This window comes from Pseudomonas umsongensis (genome assembly GCF_002236105.1).
Taxonomy (GTDB): Bacteria; Pseudomonadota; Gammaproteobacteria; order Pseudomonadales; family Pseudomonadaceae; genus Aquipseudomonas; species Aquipseudomonas umsongensis.
In genome coordinates, this window is sequence record NZ_NIWU01000002.1 from 1,014,311 (window position 1) to 1,038,078 (window position 23,768).

A 23,768-nucleotide genomic window follows, 5' to 3' on the forward strand; every position below is an offset into this window, starting at 1 on the left:
GATAGCGTCAGGTTGATGATCGCAACTGTCAGTACTCCACTGATGATCGAACGAGTTTGCGGTGGGGCGTGATGGGGGCGCTGTGCACTATAACTATACGTTGACGCGACTCGGCATCCGTCGAGCGCAGCACTTTCGGGGAAGTAACGATGAAGATGCGACGACTTTTAGGCGCAGGTGCCGCTCTGGTGCTTGCGATGGGCTCCACATTCGCCAATGCCGAGAACAAGACCCTGAGCATCGGTTACGTTGACGGCTGGTCCGACAGCGTTGCTACCACTCACGTGGCCGCTGAGGTGATCAAGCAGAAGCTGAATTACGACGTGAAGCTGCAAGCCGTCGCCACCGGGATCATGTGGCAGGGCGTGGCCACCGGCAAACTCGACGCCATGCTGTCGGCCTGGCTGCCAGTGACCCACGGCGATTACTGGGCCAAGAACAAGGACCAGGTCGTCGACTACGGTCCGAACTTCAAGGACGCCAAGATCGGCTTGATCGTACCGGAGTACGTCAAGGCCAAGTCGCTTGAAGACCTGAAGACCGATGACAGCTTCAAAAAACGCATCGTTGGCATCGACGCCGGTTCAGGCGTGATGCTCAAGACCGAGCAGGCGATCAAGGACTACGACCTGACCGGTTATCAACTCAAGGCCAGTTCCGGCGCCGGCATGATTGCCGAGCTGACCCGTGCCGAGAAGAAAAACGAATCCATCGCCGTGACCGGCTGGGTGCCACACTGGATGTTCGCCAAGTGGAAACTGCGTTTCCTGGAAGACCCGAAAGGCGTGTACGGCGCGGCTGAAACCGTGAACAGCATCGGCAGCAAAGAGCTGGCGACCAAGGCACCGGAAGTGGCCAAGTTCCTGAAGAACTTCCAGTGGGCTTCGAAGGATGAAATCGGCGAAGTCATGCTGGCGATCCAGGAGGGTGCCAAGCCTGAAGCAGCGGCCAAGGATTGGGTAGCCAAGCACCCGGAGCGCGTGGCTGACTGGATCAAGTAATAGCTGCACCGCCTTACCCTGTGGGAGCGAGCCTGCTCGCGAAGCGTTCTGTCAGTTGACCGAGATGTCGACTGATCTGACGCTTTCGCGAGCAGGCTCGCTCCCACATTTATTTATTCTTGCTGGACTTTGGCGAATACGTCACGTGGTTCTAAGACTAAGGTCGTCTGGAACCTGCCCCGCAGCCGCATAGAGTGGATACCGTTCCAACTAAATCTGTGCTGCGAGGATAAAAACAATGAACGACAGCATTTACCTCTCGATTCAAAACAGCCCGCGATTCAAGGAGCTGGTTAGCAAGAGGGAACGATTCGCCTGGATTCTTTCGGCGATCATGCTAGGGCTTTACTCCGGATTCATCCTTTTGATTGCTTACGGGCCGCAGGTGCTGGGGGCGAAAATCAGCCCTGAGTCATCGATTACCTGGGGCATACCGATAGGTGTCGGGCTGATTGTTTCAGCCTTCATCCTGACCGGGATCTACGTACGACGCGCCAATGGCGAATTCGACGACTTGAACAATGCGATTCTCAAGGAGGCTCAGCAATGATCCGGCGTCTAATGGCTCTCTTGAGCATCGCAGCCTTCGCACCGGGCGCCTGGGCGGCTGACGCCCTGACCGGCGCCGTGCAGAAACAACCGCTTAACGTGTCGGCGATTCTGATGTTCGTCGCATTCGTTGGCGCGACCCTGTGCATCACCTACTGGGCGTCCAAGAAAAACAAGTCGGCCTCCGATTACTACGCGGCGGGCGGCAAGATCACCGGCTTCCAGAACGGCCTGGCGATTGCCGGTGACTACATGTCGGCGGCGTCCTTCCTGGGTATTTCCGCGCTGGTGTTTACCTCCGGCTACGATGGCCTGATCTACTCGATCGGCTTCCTGGTGGGCTGGCCGATCATTCTGTTCCTGATCGCCGAGCGCCTGCGCAACCTGGGCAAATACACCTTTGCCGACGTGGCGTCCTATCGCCTGGGGCAAACCCAGATCCGCTCGCTGTCCGCTTGCGGTTCACTGGTCGTGGTGGCGTTCTACCTGATCGCGCAAATGGTCGGTGCCGGCAAGCTGATCCAGCTGCTGTTCGGTCTCGACTACCACGTTGCGGTGATCCTGGTCGGTATCCTGATGTGCATGTACGTGCTGTTCGGCGGCATGCTGGCGACCACCTGGGTGCAGATCATCAAGGCTGTGTTGCTGCTGTCCGGCGCTTCCTTCATGGCGCTGATGGTGATGAAGCACGTCAACTTCGACTTCAACATGTTGTTCTCCGAGGCGATCAAGGTTCACCCTAAAGGTGAAGCGATCATGAGCCCGGGCGGCCTGGTGAAAGATCCGATCTCGGCATTCTCCCTGGGGTTGGCGCTGATGTTCGGTACCGCTGGCCTGCCGCACATCCTGATGCGCTTCTTCACCGTGAGTGACGCAAAAGAAGCGCGCAAGAGCGTGTTGTACGCCACCGGCTTCATCGGCTACTTCTATATCCTGACCTTCATCATCGGCTTCGGCGCGATCCTGCTGGTCAGCACCAACCCGGCCTTCAAGGATGCGGCTGGCGCGCTGTTGGGCGGTAACAACATGGCGGCGGTGCACCTGGCCAATGCGGTCGGTGGCAGTATCTTCCTGGGCTTCATCTCGGCGGTAGCGTTCGCAACCATCCTGGCAGTGGTGGCCGGCCTGACCCTCGCCGGTGCCTCGGCGGTGTCCCATGACCTGTACGCCAGCGTGATCAAGAAGGGCAAGGCCAACGAGAAGGACGAGATCCGCGTGTCGAAAATCACCACCATCGCCCTGGCGGTGCTGGCGATCGGCCTCGGCATCCTTTTCGAAAGCCAGAACATCGCGTTCATGGTCGGCCTGGCATTCTCTATCGCGGCGAGCTGCAACTTCCCGGTGCTGCTGCTTTCCATGTACTGGAAAAAGCTGACCACTCGCGGCGCGATGATTGGTGGCTGGATGGGTCTGGTGAGCGCTGTGGGCTTGATGGTGCTTGGCCCGACCATCTGGGTGCAGATCCTGCATCACGAGAAGGCGATCTTCCCGTATGAGTACCCTGCACTGTTCTCGATGATCATTGCCTTTATCGGGATCTGGTTCTTCTCGATTACCGACAAGTCGACGGCGGCTGACAACGAGCGGGCGCTGTTCTTCCCGCAGTTCGTTCGTTCGCAGACTGGTTTGGGGGCGAGCGGGGCGGTTTCGCACTAAGGCTTCAAGTTTGTTGGCTTAAATAGAAATGCCCCGATTGAGAGATTGGGGCATTTTTTTTGGGCGGTTATCGGACATTTTAGACGTGAGATTTGTCTGCGAAGGCGGCCTTACAGCCGACCTATCTTTTGTTAACCGGGTACATATCCATTCCTGCGGTAACGGCGACTTATGGTTTCGCCCTTACGGCGACTCACTTTTTTTTCAAACGCCAAAAAAAAGTAAGCAAAAAAAGGCTCGCCCCAGCGTCCGGCCCCTCGCTGGGGCTCGGCGTTCCTTCGCTCCGGTGTCCATCCGGGGGCATCGCCCTCCGGTTGGCTTCGCTGGCACCTACATGCGATGTGTTCGACTGCGTCGAACGGCGCTGCGCGCCACTCCCCGGATGAACACCTCCACTCAGCCTCCCGATAGGGCGGGTAGATCAAGATCAAAAGCTGAAGGCGAGCTAACGCTCGGCCTGATGAGTGGTGAGGGGCGGGTGTGCGCCAAAGTGTTTTTGTAGGGGAAAGGGTTGCCCGTGATGGCGGCCTGCGGCCGACGTGATTTTTGCAGATACCCCCAATTCCCTGTGGGAGCCAGCCTGCTGGCGATGGACGTCAACGATAACGCACCCTGTCTGGATGAATGCGTTGCCTGGATGTTCATCGCGAGCAGGCTAGCTCCCACAGGGGAATGTGGACAGACCTGCAATCAGGTCGGCTGTCAGGCCGCCTCGCTTTTGCGTTTGATCTTGATCTGGCTTTTGATTTTCTTGCCACATCGAGAGGCCGAGTGGAGGTTCTGCGCAGTGGGTAAACCGGCATGGATGCCGGTTTAGCCGCGCTGGGCCATGGATGGCCCATCGCGGCGGGCCCACGGAGCAGGACCGGAGCGAGGGCATGCCGAGCCTTGGCGAGGCACCGAACGTCAGGGGCAAGAGCCCTTGGTTACTTGGGGCTCTTCCAAGTGACTCGCCGTAAGGGCGAAACCCTAAGTGGCCGTTACCGCAGCAATGGATATCTACTCAATACCAATCCCAAACAGCCACCATCGCCCAAACAAAAACGGCCCCTATATATAGAGGCCGTTCCCGGTACAACTCAACACGCTACAGCAAGACAAATCTTACTTGCGGTCTTCCAGCTTGGTGATGTCACGCGACTCGTAGCCGGTGTACAGCTGGCGCGGACGGCCGATCTTGTACGGGCTGGAGAGCATTTCTTTCCAGTGGGAGATCCAGCCCACGGTCCGCGCCAAGGCGAAGATCACGGTGAACATGCTGGTTGGAATGCCGATCGCCTTGAGGATGATCCCCGAGTAGAAGTCGACGTTCGGGTACAGCGAGCGTTCGATGAAGTACGGGTCGGTCAGGGCGATCTCTTCCAGGCGCATGGCCAGTTCGAGTTGCGGATCGTTCTGGATGCCCAGTTCCTTCAGTACTTCGTCGCAGGTCTGCTTCATCACAGTGGCGCGAGGGTCGCGGTTTTTGTAAACGCGGTGACCGAAGCCCATCAGCTTGAACGGATCGTTCTTGTCCTTGGCCTTGGCGATGAACTTGTCGATGTTCGAGACATCGCCGATTTCATCGAGCATGGTCAATACGGCTTCGTTCGCACCGCCGTGGGCAGGGCCCCACAGTGCGGCGATGCCGGCAGCGATACAGGCGAACGGGTTGGCACCCGAGGAGCCCGCCAGGCGCACGGTGGAAGTCGACGCGTTCTGCTCGTGGTCGGCATGGAGGATGAAGATCCGGTCCATGGCCTTGGCGAGTACCGGGCTGATCGGTTTGATCTCGCACGGGGTGTTGAACATCATGTGCAGGAAGTTTTCCGCGTACGACAGGTCGTTGCGCGGGTACATCATGGGTTGGCCCATGGAGTACTTGTAAACCATCGCGGCCAGGGTTGGCATCTTGGCAACCAGGCGGATCGCGGAGATTTCGCGATGCTGCGGGTTATTGATGTCCAGGGAGTCGTGGTAGAAGGCCGAGAGGGCGCCGACTACACCACACATGACGGCCATCGGGTGGGCGTCACGGCGGAAGCCGTTGAAGAAGGTCTTCAGCTGCTCGTGAACCATGGTGTGGTTCTTCACGGTGCCGACGAACTGGGCCTTCTGCTCTGCGGTCGGCAGTTCGCCGTTGAGCAGCAGGTAGCAGGTTTCCAGGTAGTCCGACTTTTCAGCCAGTTGTTCGATCGGGTAGCCGCGGTGCAGCAGGATGCCGTTGTCGCCGTCGATATAGGTGATCTTCGACTCGCAGGAAGCGGTCGACATGAAACCAGGGTCGAAAGTGAAGCGGCCCGTGGCCGTCAGGCCCCGAACATCGATAACATCGGGACCAACGGTGCCGGTTAAAATGGGCAGCTCGACGGGGGCTGCGCCCTCGATGATCAACTGCGCTTTTTTGTCAGCCATGTGGCCTCCTATTTATGCTTGAAATCATCAGACAGACCCCCCACGCAGGGCCCGCACCACTATAGTGAGATAAATTTGAATGTCAATTTGCCTAAAGTCTTGCTCCAGAAGGCTTTAACCCTACTTTTTTATCGAAATTGACCGCCATTTACGCCTTTTATACGTGTTGCGCAATGCGCCGTTTTGGGAAGGTATGTCCGTTGTCATTAGTAGCCTAACTGTCTATACTCGGCCACCGACCGCCAAGGGCTTTTGGGCTTGCGTTATTGGGGGTCGCCTCCCTGGGTGGTGATTACCTGACCAGTGCACTCCCCAACAACTTTGCCCTGATTGTTAGGGGCTCTTCAGTGTGAAAAAAAAGCCGTGAAAAGCCAACGACCTGTAAACCTAGACCTAAGGACCATCAAGCTCCCCATCACCGGCGTTACGTCGTTTCTTCACCGTGTTTCCGGCATCATCCTCTTCCTGGGCCTGGGCTTCATGCTTTATGCATTGGGCAAATCCCTGGGTTCGGAGGAAGGCTTTGCCGACGTGAAGGCAACCTTGACCAGCCCTCTGGCCAAGTTCGTAGCATGGGGCCTCCTATCCGCTCTCCTGTATCACCTGGTAGCCGGTGTGCGCCACATGATTATGGACATGGGCATCGGTGAGACGCTGGAAGGCGGCACGCTGGGCTCGAAAATCATTATCGCCGTATCTGCGGTGCTGATCATTCTGGCGGGAGTTTGGATATGGTAACCAGCGTAACGAACCTGTCGCGTTCGGGCCTCTATGACTGGATGGCACAACGTGTGTCTGCGGTTGTTCTCGCGGCTTATTTCATCTTCCTGATCGGATACCTCGCAGCGAATCCGGGCATTGGCTTTGACCAATGGCATGGCCTGTTCGCTCACAACGGGATGCGTATCTTCAGTCTGCTGGCCCTTGTTGCCCTCGGCGCTCACGCCTGGGTTGGCATGTGGACCATCGCGACCGACTACCTGACGCCGATGGCGCTGGGCAAGTCCGCAACTGCAGTACGTTTCCTTTTCCAGGCAGTATGCGGCGTTGCGATGTTCGCTTACTTCGTCTGGGGTGTGCAGATTCTCTGGGGTATCTGATTCATGGCTAACATTCCAACGATTTCTTTCGACGCCATCATTATTGGTGGTGGCGGTGCCGGCATGCGCGCAGCGCTGCAACTGGCGCAAGGCGGTCACAAGACCGCGGTAATCACCAAGGTTTTCCCGACCCGTTCGCACACCGTATCCGCCCAGGGCGGCATCACCTGTGCCATCGCGTCCGCCGACCCGAACGATGACTGGCGCTGGCACATGTACGATACCGTCAAGGGCTCCGACTACATCGGTGACCAGGACGCTATCGAATACATGTGTCAGGAAGGCCCGGCCGCCGTTTTCGAGCTGGACCACATGGGTCTTCCGTTCTCGCGTACCGAAACCGGCCGTATCTACCAGCGTCCGTTCGGCGGTCAGTCCAAGGACTACGGTAAAGGTGGCCAGGCTGCCCGTACCTGCGCCGCTTCCGACCGTACCGGTCACGCGCTGCTGCACACCCTTTATCAGGGCAACCTGAAAGCCGGTACCACGTTCCTGAACGAGTACTACGCCGTTGACCTGGTGAAAAACCAGGCTGGCGAATTCGTCGGCGTTATCGCCATTTGCATCGAAACCGGCGAAACCACCTACATCCGTGCCAAGGCTACCGTTCTGGCCACCGGCGGTGCAGGTCGTATCTATGCGTCCACCACCAACGCCCTGATCAACACCGGTGACGGCGTCGGCATGGCCCTGCGTGCTGGCGTACCGGTACAAGACATCGAGATGTGGCAGTTCCACCCGACCGGCATCGCCGGCGCCGGTGTACTGGTGACCGAAGGTTGCCGTGGTGAAGGTGGTTACCTGATCAACAAGCACGGTGAGCGTTTCATGGAGCGTTATGCTCCGAACGCCAAGGACCTTGCCGGTCGTGACGTCGTGGCCCGTTCGATGGTTAAAGAGATCATCGCCGGCAACGGCTGTGGTCCGAATGGCGACCACGTGATGCTCAAGCTCGACCACCTGGGCGAGGAAGTGCTGCACAGCCGTCTGCCAGGCATCTGCGAACTGTCGAAGACTTTCGCACACGTTGACCCGGTTGTTGCTCCGGTTCCGGTTGTTCCTACCTGCCACTATATGATGGGCGGCGTTGCCACCAACATCCACGGCCAGGCGATCACCCAGGACGCCGACGGCGTAGACACCATCATCCCGGGCCTGTTCGCTGTAGGCGAAGTGGCTTGCGTGTCGGTTCACGGCGCCAACCGCCTGGGCGGCAACTCGCTGCTCGACCTGGTGGTCTTCGGCCGTGCTGCCGGCCTGCACCTGGAAAAGGCGCTGACCGACGGTATCGAGTACGACGACGCCACCGAAGCCGACATCACCGCGGCCCTGTCGCGCCTGGCCGCCCTGAACGAGCGTACCGATGGCGAAGACGTGGCAACCCTGCGTCGCGAGCTGCAAAACTGCATGCAGAACTACTTCGGTGTATTCCGTACCGGCGAATACATGCAGAAGGGTATTGCCCAGCTGGCCGATCTGCGCAAGCGCATCGCCAACGTCAAGATCAACGACAAGTCGCAGGCGTTCAACACTGCGCGTATCGAAGCTCTGGAACTGCAGAACCTGCTGGAAGTGGCTGAAGCTACCGCCATCGCCGCCGAAGTACGAAAAGAGTCTCGCGGTGCTCACGCCCGTGAAGACTTTGAAGATCGTGATGACGAAAACTGGCTGTGCCACACCCTGTACTTCCCGGGTGAGAAGCGCGTTGCCAAGCGTGCCGTGAACTTCTCGCCGAAGACGGTTCCGACTTTTGAACCTAAGATTCGGACTTATTAAGGGTGGCCGCCATGTTGCAAGTCAGTGTTTATCGTTACAACCCTGATCAGGACGCTGCGCCGTTCATGCAGGAATTCCAGGTCGATACCGGTGGTAAAGACCTGATGGTGCTGGACGTACTGGCCCTGATCAAAGAGCAGGACGAAGGTTTCTCCTATCGTCGCTCCTGCCGTGAAGGTGTTTGCGGCTCCGACGGCATGAACATCAACGGCAAAAACGGCTTGGCGTGTGTCACGCCGCTGTCCGCCGTCGTAAAAGGTAACAAGTTGATCGTTCGTCCTCTGCCAGGCTTGCCGGTTATCCGTGACCTGGTCGTCGATATGAGCATCTTCTACAAGCAATACGAGAAGGTTAAGCCATTCCTGCAGAACGACACGCCGGCTCCGGCCATCGAGCGTCTGCAGTCCCCTGAAGAGCGTGAAAAGCTCGACGGTCTGTACGAGTGCATCCTGTGCGCCTGCTGCTCGACCTCTTGCCCGTCCTTCTGGTGGAACCCGGACAAGTTCCTGGGTCCAGCTGCACTGCTGCAAGCGTACCGCTTCCTGGCAGACAGCCGTGATACCAAGACGTCCGAACGTCTGGCTGCGCTGGATGACCCGTTCAGCGTATTCCGCTGCCGCGGGATCATGAACTGCGTCAACGTATGTCCGAAAGGCCTGAACCCGACTAAGGCCATCGGTCACATCCGTCACATGCTGCTCTCGAGCGGTGTGTGAAACAGCTGTTGTAACCCAGCTGTTGTAAATGCAGTACCGCTGTAAATGTAGAGGCTAAGGCGCGGGCTTCAACCCGCGTCGTAGCTATAACCAGAGCAGCAGCTTAAAAGGCTGCGGCTCTTATTTTGAAGAAATGAGACAAGCAGGGGCATCCGGGCTGGTACCCGGACTATCAGTGTGATCCTAGTGGCTTGTTTTGGTCGCTGCATTTGGACTTCTGCAAGTTTGCTCGGTGTCGACACCGGTGGTGTTCCCCTAACCGAGGGTGACCAAGCATGCAAGAAAGCGTGATGCAGCGCATGTGGAACAGCGCCTACCTATCCGGTAGTAACGCTGCCTATGTGGAAGAGCTCTACGAGCTCTACCTGCACGACCCTAACGCTGTGCCAGAAGAGTGGCGCACCTACTTCCAGAAGTTGCCTGCTGACGGCAACCCTGCCACCGATGTTTCGCACTCCACAATTCGCGATCATTTCGTCTTGCTGGCAAAGAACCAGCGCCGCGCCCAACCGGTTTCCGCCGGCAGCGTGAGCAGTGAGCACGAGAAGAAGCAAGTTGAAGTGCTGCGATTGATCCAGGCCTACCGTATGCGTGGCCACCAGGCAGCCCAGCTTGACCCGCTGGGGCTGTGGCAGCGTCCTGCACCTGCAGACCTGTCGATCAATCATTACGGCTTGACCAATGCCGATCTTGATACGACCTTCCGTGCCGGCGACCTGTTCATCGGCAAAGAGGAAGCGAGCCTACGCGAAATTCACGAAGCGTTGCAGCAGACATATTGCCGCACCATCGGCGCTGAGTTTACGCACATCACCGATTCCGAGCAGCGCCAGTGGTTCCAGCAGCGTCTGGAAAGCGTGCGTGGCCGTCCGACGTACTCCGCCGACATCAAGAGCCACCTGCTCGAGCGCGTGACCGCCGGTGAAGGCCTGGAAAAATACCTGGGCACCAAATACCCGGGTACCAAGCGTTTCGGCCTGGAAGGCGGCGAAAGCCTGATTCCGATGCTCGACGAGCTGATCCAGCGTTCCGGTTCCTACGGCACCAAGGAAATCGTCATCGGCATGGCCCACCGTGGCCGTCTGAACGTACTGGTCAACACCTTCGGCAAGAACCCGCGCGAGCTGTTCGACGAGTTCGAAGGCAAGAAGAAGGTTGAGCTGGGTTCCGGTGACGTTAAATACCACCAGGGCTTCTCGTCCAACGTGATGACCACCGGCGGTGAAGTTCACCTGGCCATGGCGTTCAACCCGTCCCACCTGGAAATCGTTTCCCCGGTGGTCGAGGGTTCGGTGCGCGCCCGTCAGGATCGTCGTAACGACCTGACCGGTGAGAAAGTCCTGCCGATCTCCATCCACGGTGACGCGGCATTCGCCGGTCAAGGCGTGGTGATGGAAACCTTCCAGATGTCGCAGACCCGCGGTTTCAAGACCGGCGGTACCGTGCACATCGTGATCAACAACCAGGTCGGTTTCACCATCAGCAACCCGCTGGACTCGCGTTCCACCGAGTACGCCACCGACGTTGCGAAGATGATCCAGGCGCCGATCCTCCATGTGAATGGCGATGATCCGGAAGCCGTGTTGTTCGTGACCCAGTTGGCCATCGACTACCGCATGCAGTTCAAGCGTGACGTGGTGATCGACCTGGTCTGCTACCGTCGTCGCGGCCACAACGAGGCCGACGAGCCAAGCGGCACCCAGCCGATCATGTATCAGCAGATCACCAAGCAGCGCACTACCCGTGAGCTGTACGCTGATCGCCTGACCCAGGCCGGTGTACTGGACGCTGAACGTGTCCAGGCCAAGGTCGACGAGTACCGCAACGCGCTGGACAACGGTCTGCACGTCGTGAAATCGCTGGTCAAGGAACCGAACAAAGAGCTGTTCGTGGACTGGCGTCCGTATCTGGGCCACGCCTGGACCGCGCGTCACGACACGCGCTTCGACCTGAAGACCTTGCAGGAGCTGTCCGCCAAGCTGCTGGAAATTCCGGAAGGCTTCGTGGTTCAGCGCCAGGTTGCCAAGATCTACGAAGACCGTCAGAAGATGCAAGCCGGCGGCCTGCCGATCAACTGGGGTTACGCCGAAACCATGGCGTACGCGACCCTGGCGTTCGAAGGTCACCCGATCCGCATGACCGGCCAGGACATCGGCCGCGGTACGTTCTCGCACCGTCATGCCGTGTTGCACAACCAGAAGGACGCGGGCACCTACATCCCGTTGCAGAACCTGTACGACGGTCAGCCACGCTTCGACCTGTACGACTCGTTCCTGTCCGAAGAAGCGGTACTGGCGTTCGAGTACGGTTACTCGACCACCACGCCGAACGCGCTGGTTATCTGGGAAGCCCAGTTCGGCGACTTCGCCAACGGCGCCCAGGTTGTAATCGACCAGTTCATCACCAGTGGCGAGCACAAGTGGGGCCGTCTGTGCGGTCTGACCATGCTGCTGCCGCACGGTTATGAAGGTCAGGGGCCGGAGCACTCCTCGGCTCGTCTGGAGCGTTACCTGCAGCTGTGCGCCGAGCACAACATCCAGGTGTGCATGCCAACGACGCCGGCACAGATCTACCACTTGCTGCGCCGCCAGGTGATTCGCCCGCTGCGCAAGCCACTGGTAGTCCTGACTCCGAAGTCGCTGCTGCGCCACAAGCTGGCCATCTCGACCCTGGAAGATCTGGCCGAAGGTTCCTTCCAGACCGTTATCCCGGAAATCGACGCCCAAGACCCGAAAAAGGTCGAGCGCGTTGTCCTGTGTAGCGGCAAGGTCTACTACGACCTGCTGGAAAAACGCCGTGCCGAAGGCCGTGACGATATCGCCATCGTGCGTATCGAGCAGCTGTACCCATTCCCTGAGGACGACTTGAAAGAAGTCCTGGCTCCCTACACCAACGCCAAGCATGCCGTTTGGTGCCAGGAAGAGCCGATGAACCAGGGCGCGTGGTACTGCAGCCAACACCACATGCGTCGCAGCATCAGCAACCTCAACAAGTCTCTCGTACTCGAGTACGCGGGCCGCGAGGCTTCTGCTGCACCGGCATGCGGTTACGCATCGATGCACGCCGAACAGCAGGAACAACTGCTGCAAGACGCCTTTACTGTTTAACGCCTTCGCGCACCTGAAACCGAATTTAAGGAACCACAGATAATGGCTATCGAGATCAAAGCCCCCACTTTCCCGGAATCGGTTGCCGATGGCACCGTTGCCACCTGGCACAAAAAACCGGGCGACGCGGTCAAGCGCGACGAACTGATCGTCGACATCGAAACCGATAAAGTCGTACTCGAAGTGTTGGCTACCGCTGATGGCGTGCTGGGCGCTATCGTCAAGAACGAAGGCGACACCGTTCTGTCCGACGAAGTCCTGGGCTCCATCGAAGCGGGCGGCGCTGCTGCCGCTCCAGCTGCTGCGGCTCCTGCCGCCGCTGCCCAGGCTGCTGCCCCTGCCGCCGAAGGCGAAGACGATCCTGTTGCTGCACCGGCTGCGCGCAAGCTGGCTGAAGAAAACGGCATCAACATCGCTTCCGTTGCCGGCACTGGCAAAGGCGGTCGCGTGACCAAGGAAGACGTGGTTGCAGCCGTTGCTGCCAAGAAAGCCGCTCCGGCTGCCGCGCCTGCCAAGGCTGCCGCACCTGCCGCTGCTGCTCCGGTGTTCGCTGCCGGCGATCGCATCGAGAAGCGTGTACCGATGACCCGCGTGCGGGCCACCGTTGCCAAGCGCCTGGTCGAAGCCCAGTCGAACATGGCGATGCTGACCACGTTCAACGAAGTCGACATGACCGAAGTCATGGCGCTGCGTTCGAAGTACAAGGATCTGTTCGAGAAGTCCCACAACGGCGTGCGCCTGGGCTTCATGTCCTTCTTCGTGAAAGCGGCCACCGAAGCGCTGAAACGCTTCCCGGCTGTCAACGCCTCGATCGACGGCGCTGACATCGTTTACCACGGCTACGCTGACGTCGGCGTTGCGGTTTCCAGCGATCGCGGCCTGGTTGTTCCGGTTCTGCGTAACGCCGAACTGATGAGCCTGGCTGAAATCGAAGGCGGCATCGCCACCTTCGGCAAGAAAGCCCGCGACGGCAAACTGTCGATGGACGAAATGACCGGTGGTACCTTCACCATCACCAACGGCGGTACCTTCGGTTCGATGATGTCGACACCGATCGTCAACCCGCCACAAGCAGCCATCCTGGGCATGCACAACATCATCCAGCGTCCTATGGCCATCAACGGCCAGGTCGTTATCCGTCCGATGATGTACCTGGCCCTGTCCTACGATCACCGTCTGATCGATGGCAAAGAAGCTGTGACTTTCCTGGTGACCATCAAGAACCTGCTGGAAGATCCGGCTCGTCTGTTGCTGGATATCTGATAGAAGCAGTCGCGAGCTGCAAGCCCAGGCTGTCGGAAAACCCGCAGCCTGGCTTGTCGCTTGCGGCTTCAAGCTTTTCGCTAAAGAGGATTTTTTGAATGTCGCAGAAATTTGACGTAGTAGTGATCGGCGCGGGCCCTGGCGGCTACGTAGCTGCCATCAAGGCCGCTCAGTTGGGCCTCAGCACTGCCTGCATCGAGAAGTACACCGACAAGGATGACAAACTGGCTCTGGGCGGTACTTGCCTGAACGTCGGCTGCATTCCGTCCAAGGCGCTGCTGGACAGCTCCTGGAAGTACAAGGAAGCCAAAGAAGGCTTTGCGATCCACGGTATCAACCACGCTGGCGTGACCATGGACGTGCCAGCAATGGTCGGCCGTAAAGCCACCATCGTCAAAGGCCTGACCTCCGGTGTTGCAACCCTGTTCAAAGCCAACGGTGTGACCTCCATCCAGGGTCACGGCAAGCTGCTGGCCGGCAAGAAAGTTGAAGTCACCAAGCCTGACGGTTCGGTAGAAGTCATCGAAGCCGAGAACGTGATCCTGGCTCCAGGTTCGCGTCCGATCGACATTCCACCGGCTCCGGTCGACCAGAATGTGATCGTCGATTCCACCGGCGCCCTGGAATTCCAATCCGTACCAAAACGCCTGGGCGTAATCGGCGCTGGCGTGATCGGTCTGGAGCTGGGTTCGGTCTGGTCGCGTCTGGGTGCAGAAGTGACTGTCCTGGAAGCCCTGGACACTTTCCTGATGGCCGCTGACGCAGCCGTTTCCAAGGAAGCGCTGAAAACCCTGACCAAGCAGGGCCTGGACATCAAGCTGGGCGCTCGCGTGACCGGCTCCAAAGTGAACGGCGACGAAGTCGTGGTGAACTACACCGATGCCAACGGCGAACAGAACATCACTTTCGACAAGCTGATCGTAGCCGTTGGTCGCCGTCCAGTGACCACTGATCTGCTGGCTGCCGACTGCGGCGTGACCCTGGACGAGCGCGGTTTCGTGCACGTCGACGATCACTGCGCCACCACCGTACCGGGCGTCTACGCCATCGGTGACGTGGTTCGCGGCATGATGCTGGCGCACAAGGCGTCGGAAGAAGGCATCATGGTTGTCGAGCGCATCAAGGGCCACAAGGCCCAGATGAACTATGATTTGATCCCTTCGGTTATTTATACTCACCCGGAAATCGCGTGGGTTGGTAAAACCGAGCAGGCCTTGAAAGCTGAAGGCGTTGAAGTTAACGTCGGCACCTTCCCGTTCGCAGCCTCCGGCCGTGCCATGGCTGCCAACGACACCGGTGGTTTCGTCAAGGTCATCGCAGATGCCAAGACAGACCGCGTATTGGGCGTCCACGTGATTGGCCCAAGCGCTGCCGAACTGGTTCAGCAGGGTGCGATCGGTATGGAATTCGGCACCAGCGCTGAAGACCTGGGCATGATGGTTTTCTCCCATCCGACCCTGTCTGAAGCCTTGCACGAAGCTGCTTTGGCAGTGAATGGCGGCGCCATCCACATCGCCAACCGCAAGAAGCGTTAAGACAATAAGAAACCACGGCGGAATGGCCCGTCGTGAGCCTTGCATGCAAGACTCACCGCGGAATATCCGCTGGACGCAGCCTTGCATGGCTGCACCGGTTGTCCGGAAAGGCCATGCAAGCAGCAGTCACAGGTGGTGCGGCACTTGAATGAGTGCAGCACCGAATGCGCAGTACCTAACGAAGACGGTAAAAAGCATGAATCTTCACGAGTATCAGGGTAAGCAGCTGTTCGCTGAATACGGCCTGCCAGTTTCCACTGGTTACGCGGTAGACACCCCGGAAGCAGCAGCAGAAGCTTGCGACAAGATCGGCGGCAGCGAGTGGGTTGTCAAAGCCCAGGTCCACGCCGGTGGTCGCGGTAAAGCGGGCGGCGTTAAGCTGGTTCGCAGCAAAGAAGACGCTAAAGCATTCGCACAGCAGTGGCTGGGCAAGCGTCTGGTGACTTACCAGACTGACGCCAATGGTCAGCCAGTCACCAAGATCCTGGTTGAATCGTGCACTGATATCGCTAAAGAGCTGTACCTGGGCGCTGTCGTTGACCGTTCGAGCCGTCGCATCGTGTTCATGGCTTCCACCGAAGGTGGCGTGGACATCGAGAAAATCGCTCACGACACTCCAGAAAAAATTCTGAAAGCCACTATCGATCCACTGGTTGGCGCTCAGCCATTCCAGGGTCGCGAGCTGGCATTCCAGCTGGGTCTGGAAGGCAAGCAGGTTGCTCAGTTCGCCAAGATCTTCGTTGGCCTGGCCAAACTGTTCAAGGATCACGACCTGGCCCTGCTGGAAGTGAACCCGCTGGTGATCAAGGCTGACGGCGATCTGCACTGCCTGGACGCCAAGATCAACATCGACGCCAACGCCATGTACCGTCAGCCTAAGCTGAAGACTTTCCACGATCCGTCGCAAGACGATCCGCGCGAAGCGCACGCTGCCAAGTTCGAACTGAACTACGTAGCGCTGGAAGGCAACATCGGTTGCATGGTCAACGGTGCTGGCCTGGCCATGGGTACCATGGACATCGTCAACCTGCATGGCGGCAAGCCAGCCAACTTCCTCGACGTGGGCGGCGGTGCTACCAAAGAACGCGTTACCGAAGCGTTCAAGATCATTCTGTCCGACACCAACGTCGCTGCAGTACTGGTTAACATCTTCGGCGGCATCGTTCGTTGCGACATGATTGCCGAAGGCATCATTGGCGCCGTGAAAGAAGTCGGCGTGAAAATCCCGGTTGTTGTTCGCCTTGAAGGCAACAACGCTGAGCTGGGCGCTAAAGTACTGGCAGAAAGCGGTTTGAACATCATCGCTGCTACCAGCCTGACCGACGCTGCTCAACAAGTTGTCAAAGCTGCGGAGGGCAAATAATGAGCGTCCTGATCAATAAAGACACCAAAGTTATCTGCCAGGGTATTACCGGTTCGCAAGGTAGTTTCCACACCCAGCAAGCCATCGAGTACGGCACCAAGATGGTGGGTGGTGTAACTCCAGGCAAAGGCGGTACCGAGCACCTGGGCCTGCCAGTGTTCAACACCGTGAAAGACGCTGTAGCTGCCACTGGCGCCACCGCCAGCGTGATCTACGTTCCGGCTCCTTTCTGCAAGGACTCGATCCTGGAAGCTGCCTTCGGCGGCATCAAGCTGATCGTGTGCATCACCGAAGGCATTCCTACCCTGGACATGCTGGACGCTAAAGTTAAGTGCGACGAGCTGGGCGTAGTCCTGATCGGCCCTAACTGCCCAGGCGTGATCACCCCAGGCGAATGCAAGATCGGCATCATGCCAGGTCACATTCACTTGCCAGGCAAGGTCGGTATCGTTTCCCGTTCCGGCACCCTGACCTACGAAGCTGTGAAGCAGACTACTGACGCCGGTTTCGGTCAGTCGACTTGCGTCGGCATCGGTGGTGACCCGATCCCGGGTTCGAACTTCATCGACATCCTGAAGCTGTTCCAGGAAGACCCGAAGACCGAAGCGATCGTGATGATCGGCGAGATCGGCGGTTCGGCTGAAGAAGAAGCGGCTGCCTACATCAAGGCACACGTGACCAAGCCGGTTGTTTCCTACATCGCTGGTGTGACTGCTCCTCCGGGCAAGCGCATGGGCCATGCTGGCGCAATCATCTCTGGCGGCAAAGGCACTGCAGACGAGAAATTCGCTGCTCTGCAAGACGCAGGCGTTAAAACCGTGCGTTCGCTGGCAGACATCGGCAAGGCCCTGGCCGAGCTGACCGGTTGGGCTGTCAAGTAAGCCTCGCGCTTAGCTGACGCTTCACCAAACAAAGGCCACCTTCGGGTGGCCTTTGTCGTTTGTGGCTGATCGTTCCCACGATCTGGGTCGGGGCGGGAAAATTAAGTATGTAAACGCGACATGGAAACGTCGTGTATCGGATAGTTCGCCCTCAAACAGTGCGTTTGTCGCCCAAATTCGTTAGGCTACGCGCCATTTTTGCGTCCGCGCCCACAAGGCTGCAACGCGCTTAAAGGGTTGGCCCCATACGGACCGACAGCATTTCCCTCACCCATAGGGAAATCCCTCTCTAAATTCCGATTCAGTAGTGTGGTATTTCCTTAATGAAAGTGTTGAAAGGCCAGGACATCCTGGCACTTGGTTTTATGACGTTTGCCCTGTTCGTCGGGGCTGGCAACATCATCTTCCCGCCTATCGTCGGTTTGCAGTCCGGGCCTCATGTCTGGATGGCGGCACTGGGCTTCCTGATCACCGCAGTGGGCCTGCCCGTGGTCACTGTCGTTGCCCTGGCCAAGGTCGGTGGCGCCATGGATGCGCTGAGCAGCCCGATCGGCAAGATCGCCGGTGGCTTGCTGGCAGCAGCGTGCTACCTCGCTGTCGGCCCGCTGTTCGCCACGCCGCGTACCGCTACCGTGTCCTTTGAAGTCGGCCTGGCACCCCTGACCGGCGAAAGCCCACTGGCGTTGTTCCTCTACAGCTCGGTGTACTTCCTGGTGGTGTTCTTCATTTCGCTCTATCCGGGCCGCCTGCTGGATACCGTCGGGCGTTTCCTCGCACCGCTGAAGATCATCGCTTTGGCCGCGCTCGGCATCGCTGCGTTCGCTTTGCCCGCCGGTGATATCGGCCATGCTACGCCTGAGTACGTGGCGGCGCCGTTTTCCCAGGGGTTCATCAATGGTTACCTGACCATGGACACCCTCGGTGCGCTGGTGTTCGGCATCGTGATCGTCAATGCCATTCGCTCGCGCGGCGTCGAGTCGCCAGCGCTGATCACCCGCTACGCGATCATTGCCGGCTTGATCGCCGGCGTGGGCCTGGCGCTTGTCTACATCAGCCTGTTTCGCCTGGGCTCGGGCAGCCATGAAGTGGCGGCTGGCGCTACCAACGGCGCGGCGGTCTTGCACGCCTACGTACAACACACCTTCGGTTCGCTGGGCAGCGGATTCCTTGCGGTGCTGATTTCCCTGGCGTGCCTGGTGACCGCTGTTGGCCTGACCTGCGCCTGCGCCGAATACTTCAGCCGTGTGCTGCCACTGTCCTACAAGACGCTGGTGATTATCCTCGCGGCGTTCTCGCTGCTGGTGTCCAACCTGGGCCTGACCAAGCTGATCGCGTTCTCGATCCCTGTCCTGACCGCGATCTACCCGCCGTGCATCGCCTTGGTGGCCCTGAGCTTCTGCAAGGACTTCTGGCATGAACAAGGGCGCATTGTCGGCCCGGTGATGCTGGTGTCGTTCATCTTCGGCCTGATCGACGCGCTTAAGGGCGCGGGTCTGGCGGACTGGATGCCGACGCAACTGGCGCACTTGCCACTCAGCGAGCAGGGCCTGGCCTGGCTGGTGCCTTCGGTGATGACCCTGGTGGTTGCCGTGGTTTGCGATCGCCTGCTGGGCAAGCGCGAAGAAGCGTTGGCTTAAGCTTTACCGGCCCGCCACAAGCGGGCCTGTAAACGACACAGAAATGCCCCGTATCAATCGATACAGGGCATTTTTTTATGGGGTGATGCGGTGTCTTTTCTTCTGCGCTAACGTCGAAAGACTGCGCAATCCCCTGTAGGAGCGAGCATGCTCGCGAAAAACCTGAGAGCAACGCGTGTATTCAGTAAACACGCGCCATAGTTCGCGACCTTCGCGAGCATACTCGCTCCTACAAGGGGTACGGTGTTCCGCCACCACATCACAAGGACCTGCATGTCGTTCATCCAAGCCAACCTGATCCACATCCTCGCTGCCATCTGGTTCGTCATCTGCTGGGGCGGCTACACCCGCTATGCGACCTGGAAAGGCCGAGATACCGCCTGCCTGGCCAGCGTGCTGCATCTGTATCGCGAAGACTGGATGCGCCGCATGCTGTTGCGTGACAACCGCATCGCCGATGCCAGCGTGATCGGCAACCTGGAACGCAATGCGTCGTTCTTTGCCTCCAGTACCCTGATTATCCTGGCCGGTATTCTCACGGTACTTGGGGCGTCCGAAAGGGCGGTGTCGTTGCTGGCGGATATCCCGATGGTGCAACAGGCTTCCCAGGGGATGTCCGAGATCAAGTTGTTGTGCCTGGCACTGGTGTTCGTCTACGCGTTCTTTACCTTCAGCTGGTGCATGCGCCAGTACAACTTCGCGGCCATCCTGGTGGGCTCGGCGCCCATGGTCGGTGAGCGACATGTGTCGGAGCTGGAGCGCAAAGCCTTTGCCAACCGTGCTGCCCGGGTTATTTCCATGGCCGCCAACCAGTTCAACTTCGGCCTGCGTTCCTACTATTTCGGCATGACCATGTTGGCCTGGTTCGTCAGCCCCTGGTTGTTCATGTTGATGAGTGCCGGCGTCGTGTTCGTGCTGTACCGCCGTGAGTTTCACTCCGACGTTCTCGATGTCATGGTCTATACCCCTACAGAGGCACCGTTGCCCGAGGCGAACAAAGAGGCCGCTTGATGAGTATTCCATTCTGGTGCGTATTTATCAGTGCCGTGCTGATTTACGTGGCGCGCATGCCCGTGACCACGGCGATGAAACAGCAGGGGGGTTACAACAACCACCTGCCGCGCCAACAGCAGGCGCAACTTACAGGCCTGGGCGCGCGCGCGGTGGCGGCCCATCAGAACAGCTTCGAAGCTTTCATATTGTTTGCGGTGGGTGTGTTGATGGCCCACACCACGCAAACAGCGGGATGGCTCATCGATTTGCTGGCAATTATCTTTGTGGTAGCGCGAGTTATCTATCTGTTGTGCTATTGGAAGGACCTGGCCTGGCAGCGAAGTCTGGTGTGGCTGGTGGGTTTGATCTGCTCGTTGTTGTTGATGATTAGTCCGACTTTTCGAACGATTTTGCTCTAACGAGTCAATCGCCGATAAAAGAAAACCCGCACTTGGCGGGTTTTCTTTTATCGCAGCGAGAAGCGGCTTATTGCTTCTTGGCAGCTTCTTCTTGTGCTGCTGCGTTCGATTCAGCCTGAGCTTTGGCAGCTTCGGCGTTTTCTTTCGCCGCATCGTTCACTTTATCCTGAGCTTCGCTCATTTTTTCCTGGGCTTGCTCAGCATGTTGGTTGGCATCTTGAGCTTTGTCCTCGGATTTTTTATCGCAGGCAGCGAGACCGAGGGAAGCGGTCAACATCAAGGCAATAGCTAAAGTCTTACGCATGGGGTGTTTCTCCTTATGGAAATTATCTACTGGCCTTAAGAGCACAGCCAACAGGGTTAAGTTCCTCAAATCCCAGAGATATATAAGTTTGTTCTACGCGGAACTTTTACCTGGGCCCCGACTTCACTGAAGCACTGTAAACAAGAGTCTTTATCAAATGGCTGAAAATCCCGTTTTTGAGCGTGCAACACGATTTTTGTCGGCGCTGCGGCATTGCCAGGTGCTCGGATTACGAGTTCACAGCGCCAGTGCCGACGGGCTCACCGTGGTGCTGCCTTATAGCCCGCAGATCGTCGGCAATCCCCTGACGGGCGTGATTCACGGCGGCGTCCTGACCACATTGATGGACACCGCTTGCGGCATGTCTACCCTCTGCGTGCTCCCGGAGTTTGAAGTTTGCCCCACCCTCGACTTGCGCATCGACTACATGCACGCCGCCGAACCGCACAAGGATGTCTACGGTTTCGCGCAATGCTATCGGGTGACCACTGATGTGATCTTTGCCCGCGGCTTTGCCTATCAGGATGATCCCGAACAGCCCATTGCCCATGTCGTGGGTACTTTCATGCGCATGGGCAAGGGCATCAAAGGCACCAAGGGTTTTGGCGGCGCCATCGCCGGAGGTGCGGCATGAGTGAGTCGTTCAAGGAGCAAGTGCAACTGGCCCATGAGCGGGGAGAGTACGCCCCGTTGTTGAGCCTGATTCCCTACGCCAGTTTGATCGGTGTCGAATGCTCGCGGGTGGGGGATGAGTTGTTGTTTCGCCTGCCGGCCAACAAGGACAACATAGGTAACCCTTTATTGCCGGCCATCCATGGCGGCGTGATCGCCGGTTTCATGGAGCTGTCCGCCGCGCTGCACCTGTTGGTGGCCACCGGTTCGCCGGGCGTGCCGAAAATTATCGACTTCTCCCTCGATTACCTGCGCGCCGGGCAGTTTCGCGATACCTGGGCCCGCTGCCAGGTCTGTCGTCAGGGGCGCCGGGTCGCCAACGTGGCGGTGACCGCGTGGCAAAGCACCGAATCCGAACCCATTGCCACGGCACGGGCGCATTTCAAACTCGATGAGCCCTTGAAATCCTGAATGGAGCCCCCAACTCTGATGACAACCCGCCGCCGACCCTCATGGTCGCGGCTTATGCCATCTGATTGGAGTTTGATGACCATGAGTGTGGAAACTCAAAAGGAAACCCTGGGCTTCCAGACCGAGGTGAAGCAACTGCTGCACCTCATGATCCATTCGCTGTATTCCAACAAGGAAATTTTCCTTCGCGAACTGATCTCGAACGCCTCTGACGCTGTAGACAAATTACGTTTCGAAGCGCTGGCCAAGCCGCAATTGCTCGAAGGCGGCGCTGAGCTGAAAATCCGTGTGAGCTTCGACAAGGACGCCAAGACCGTCACCCTCGAAGACAACGGCATCGGCATGAGCCGCGAAGACGCGATCACCCACTTGGGCACCATCGCCAAATCCGGTACCGCCGATTTCATGAAGCACCTGACGGGCGACCAGAAGAAAGACTCGCACCTGATCGGTCAGTTCGGTGTTGGCTTCTACTCGGCCTTCATCGTCGCCGACAAAGTCGATGTGTACAGCCGTCGTGCCGGCAGCGATGCCAGCGAAGGCGTGCACTGGTCGTCCAAAGGTGAGGGCGATTTCGAAGTCGCGACCATCGACAAGGCCGAGCGCGGTACCCGTATCGTCCTGCACCTGAAATCCGGTGAAGACGAGTTCGCCGATGGCTGGCGCCTGCGTAACATCATCAAGAAGTATTCCGACCACATCGCCTTGCCGATCGAGTTGCCCAAAGAAGTGGCAGCTGTCGAGGGTGAGGAGAAGCCTGCCGTTGAATGGGAAACCGTCAACCGCGCCAGCGCCCTGTGGACCCGTCCGCGTACCGAAATCAAGGACGAGGAATACCAGGAATTCTACAAGCACATCGCCCACGACTTCGAAAACCCGCTGAGCTGGAGCCACAACAAGGTCGAAGGCAAGCTGGAATACAGCTCGCTGCTGTACGTGCCGGCCCGTGCTCCATTCGACCTGTACCAGCGTGAGGCGCCGAAAGGCCTGAAGCTGTACGTGCAGCGCGTGTTCGTCATGGATCAGGCCGAGTCCTTCCTGCCGCTGTACCTGCGCTTCATCAAGGGCGTGGTCGACTCCAACGACCTGTCGCTGAACGTGTCGCGGGAAATCCTGCAGAAAGACCCGATCATCGACTCCATGAAGTCGGCACTGACCAAGCGCGTGCTGGACATGCTGGAAAAGCTGGCGAAGAACGATCCAGAGCAATACAAGGGCTTCTGGAAAAACTTCGGCCAGGTCATGAAAGAAGGCCCGGCAGAAGACTTCGCCAACAAAGAGAAAATCGCTGGCTTGCTGCGTTTTGCCTCGACCAATGGTGATGACGGCGAACAGGTTGTCGGCCTGACTGAGTACCTGGCACGCGCCAAGGAAGGCCAGGACAAGATCTACTACCTGACCGGCGAAACCTACGCGCAAGTCAAGAACAGCCCGCACCTGGAAGTCTTCCGCAAGAAAGGCATCGAAGTGCTGCTGCTGACCGACCGTATCGACGAGTGGCTGATGAGCTACCTCAGCGATTTCGACGGCAAGGGCTTTGTCGACGTGGCACGCGGTGACCTGGACCTCGGCAACCTGGACTCGGAAGAGGACAAGAAAGCCGCTGAAGAAGTCGCCAAGTCCAAAGAAGGCCTGGTTGAACGTCTGAAGACTGCACTGGGCGAATCCGTTGCTGAAGTACGGGTATCCCATCGCCTGACCGATTCCCCGGCGATCCTGGCCATCGGCGAGCAGGACCTGGGCCTGCAGATGCGTCAGATCCTCGAAGCCAGCGGGCAGAAGGTTCCGGATTCGAAGCCGATCTTCGAATTCAACCCGGCTCACCCACTGATCGAGAAGCTCGACAGCGAGCAGAGCGACGAGCGCTTCGGCGATCTGTCGCACATCCTCTTCGATCAAGCGGCCCTGGCGGCCGGCGACAGCTTGAAAGACCCGGCGGCCTATGTGCGCCGTCTGAACAAGCTGCTGGTTGAGCTGTCGGCTTAACGGCG

At 58.4% G+C, this 23,768-nt stretch carries 20 protein-coding genes; 18 read left to right on the top strand and 2 right to left on the bottom strand.

The window, feature by feature from the left end; translation table 11 throughout:
* Positions 1–149 precede the first annotated feature (149 nt).
* The 3 genes from PSUM_RS15085 (at position 150) to PSUM_RS15095 (ending at position 3,206) form a co-directional block, all read left to right on the top strand.
* Complete coding sequence (locus PSUM_RS15085) at positions 150–1,001, top strand: glycine betaine ABC transporter substrate-binding protein (protein ID WP_008061176.1); 852 nt, start codon at positions 150–152, stop codon at positions 999–1,001.
* 238 nt (positions 1,002–1,239) lie between these two features.
* Entirely contained in the window at positions 1,240–1,551 is a 312-nt protein-coding gene (locus PSUM_RS15090; protein WP_008052644.1) for a DUF485 domain-containing protein, read from the top strand.
* Positions 1,548–3,206, top strand: coding sequence for a cation acetate symporter (locus PSUM_RS15095; protein ID WP_033044527.1), 1,659 nt, complete (start codon positions 1,548–1,550; stop codon positions 3,204–3,206). The genes PSUM_RS15090 and PSUM_RS15095 overlap by 4 nt, the downstream gene beginning before the upstream one ends.
* Positions 3,207–4,310: 1,104 nt before the next feature.
* Here the strand turns inward: PSUM_RS15095 and gltA are convergent.
* The gene (gene gltA, locus PSUM_RS15105; protein WP_007959044.1) at positions 4,311–5,600 is read right to left on the bottom strand and encodes a citrate synthase; all 1,290 of its coding nucleotides are present in this window, start codon (positions 5,598–5,600) and stop codon (positions 4,311–4,313) included.
* A 363-nt stretch (positions 5,601–5,963) separates the two neighbouring features.
* Between gltA and sdhC the strand changes: the two genes are divergently transcribed.
* The 12 genes from sdhC to PSUM_RS15165 all read left to right on the top strand — a co-directional run bounded on the left by sdhC (position 5,964) and on the right by PSUM_RS15165 (position 20,390).
* Complete coding sequence (gene sdhC, locus PSUM_RS15110) at positions 5,964–6,338, top strand: succinate dehydrogenase, cytochrome b556 subunit (protein ID WP_083348457.1); 375 nt, start codon at positions 5,964–5,966, stop codon at positions 6,336–6,338.
* On the top strand, positions 6,332–6,700 hold the full coding sequence (sdhD, locus tag PSUM_RS15115) for a succinate dehydrogenase, hydrophobic membrane anchor protein (RefSeq protein ID WP_083348458.1): 369 nt from the start codon (positions 6,332–6,334) through the stop codon (positions 6,698–6,700). Before sdhC ends, sdhD begins: the two co-directional genes overlap by 7 nt.
* A 3-nt stretch (positions 6,701–6,703) precedes the next feature.
* Positions 6,704–8,476 carry a succinate dehydrogenase flavoprotein subunit gene (gene sdhA / locus PSUM_RS15120; RefSeq protein WP_083348459.1) on the top strand — a complete coding sequence of 591 codons (1,773 nt, stop codon included), beginning with the start codon at positions 6,704–6,706 and terminating at the stop codon, positions 8,474–8,476.
* Between the two features lie 11 nt (positions 8,477–8,487).
* Positions 8,488–9,192 (top strand): succinate dehydrogenase iron-sulfur subunit, encoded by a 705-nt coding sequence (locus tag PSUM_RS15125; protein ID WP_083348460.1) that lies wholly within the window; start codon positions 8,488–8,490, stop codon positions 9,190–9,192.
* Positions 9,193–9,467: 275 nt separating this feature from the next.
* Positions 9,468–12,299: a 2-oxoglutarate dehydrogenase E1 component gene (locus PSUM_RS15130; protein WP_020799804.1), complete on the top strand. Its 2,832-nt coding sequence runs from the start codon at positions 9,468–9,470 to the stop codon at positions 12,297–12,299.
* Positions 12,300–12,341: 42 nt separating this feature from the next.
* Positions 12,342–13,562 (top strand): 2-oxoglutarate dehydrogenase complex dihydrolipoyllysine-residue succinyltransferase, encoded by a 1,221-nt coding sequence (gene odhB / locus PSUM_RS15135; RefSeq protein ID WP_020799803.1) that lies wholly within the window; start codon positions 12,342–12,344, stop codon positions 13,560–13,562.
* A gap of 98 nt (positions 13,563–13,660) precedes the next feature.
* The gene (lpdA, locus tag PSUM_RS15140; RefSeq protein WP_020799802.1) at positions 13,661–15,097 is read left to right on the top strand and encodes a dihydrolipoyl dehydrogenase; all 1,437 of its coding nucleotides are present in this window, start codon (positions 13,661–13,663) and stop codon (positions 15,095–15,097) included.
* Between the two features lie 196 nt (positions 15,098–15,293).
* Positions 15,294–16,460 (top strand): ADP-forming succinate--CoA ligase subunit beta, encoded by a 1,167-nt coding sequence (gene sucC, locus PSUM_RS15145; RefSeq protein WP_007919879.1) that lies wholly within the window; start codon positions 15,294–15,296, stop codon positions 16,458–16,460.
* Entirely contained in the window at positions 16,460–17,341 is an 882-nt protein-coding gene (sucD, locus tag PSUM_RS15150; RefSeq protein WP_007919877.1) for a succinate--CoA ligase subunit alpha, read from the top strand. Before sucC ends, sucD begins: the two co-directional genes overlap by 1 nt.
* A 323-nt stretch (positions 17,342–17,664) precedes the next feature.
* Positions 17,665–18,978, top strand: a complete 1,314-nt coding sequence (gene brnQ, locus PSUM_RS15155; RefSeq protein WP_020799801.1) for a branched-chain amino acid transport system II carrier protein — start codon at positions 17,665–17,667, stop codon at positions 18,976–18,978.
* Between the two features lie 273 nt (positions 18,979–19,251).
* Positions 19,252–19,989 carry a DUF599 domain-containing protein gene (locus PSUM_RS15160; RefSeq protein WP_020799800.1) on the top strand — a complete coding sequence of 246 codons (738 nt, stop codon included), beginning with the start codon at positions 19,252–19,254 and terminating at the stop codon, positions 19,987–19,989.
* Positions 19,989–20,390 (top strand): MAPEG family protein, encoded by a 402-nt coding sequence (locus PSUM_RS15165; RefSeq protein WP_020799799.1) that lies wholly within the window; start codon positions 19,989–19,991, stop codon positions 20,388–20,390. Before PSUM_RS15160 ends, PSUM_RS15165 begins: the two co-directional genes overlap by 1 nt.
* A gap of 67 nt (positions 20,391–20,457) precedes the next feature.
* On the opposite strand, the gene PSUM_RS15170 is transcribed toward PSUM_RS15165, so the two are convergent.
* Positions 20,458–20,694: a hypothetical protein gene (locus PSUM_RS15170; protein ID WP_020799798.1), complete on the bottom strand. Its 237-nt coding sequence runs from the start codon at positions 20,692–20,694 to the stop codon at positions 20,458–20,460.
* A 157-nt stretch (positions 20,695–20,851) separates the two neighbouring features.
* On the opposite strand from PSUM_RS15170, the gene PSUM_RS15175 reads away from it, so the two are divergent.
* The 3 genes from PSUM_RS15175 to htpG all read left to right on the top strand — a co-directional run bounded on the left by PSUM_RS15175 (position 20,852) and on the right by htpG (position 23,763).
* A complete protein-coding gene (locus PSUM_RS15175) occupies positions 20,852–21,328 on the top strand; it encodes a PaaI family thioesterase (RefSeq protein ID WP_083348461.1) in 477 nt (158 codons plus the stop codon).
* The gene (locus PSUM_RS15180) at positions 21,325–21,777 is read left to right on the top strand and encodes a PaaI family thioesterase (protein ID WP_020799796.1); all 453 of its coding nucleotides are present in this window, start codon (positions 21,325–21,327) and stop codon (positions 21,775–21,777) included. The genes PSUM_RS15175 and PSUM_RS15180 overlap by 4 nt, the downstream gene beginning before the upstream one ends.
* A gap of 81 nt (positions 21,778–21,858) precedes the next feature.
* Positions 21,859–23,763: a molecular chaperone HtpG gene (gene htpG, locus PSUM_RS15185; protein ID WP_033044612.1), complete on the top strand. Its 1,905-nt coding sequence runs from the start codon at positions 21,859–21,861 to the stop codon at positions 23,761–23,763.
* The last annotated feature ends 5 nt before the right edge of the window (positions 23,764–23,768 follow it).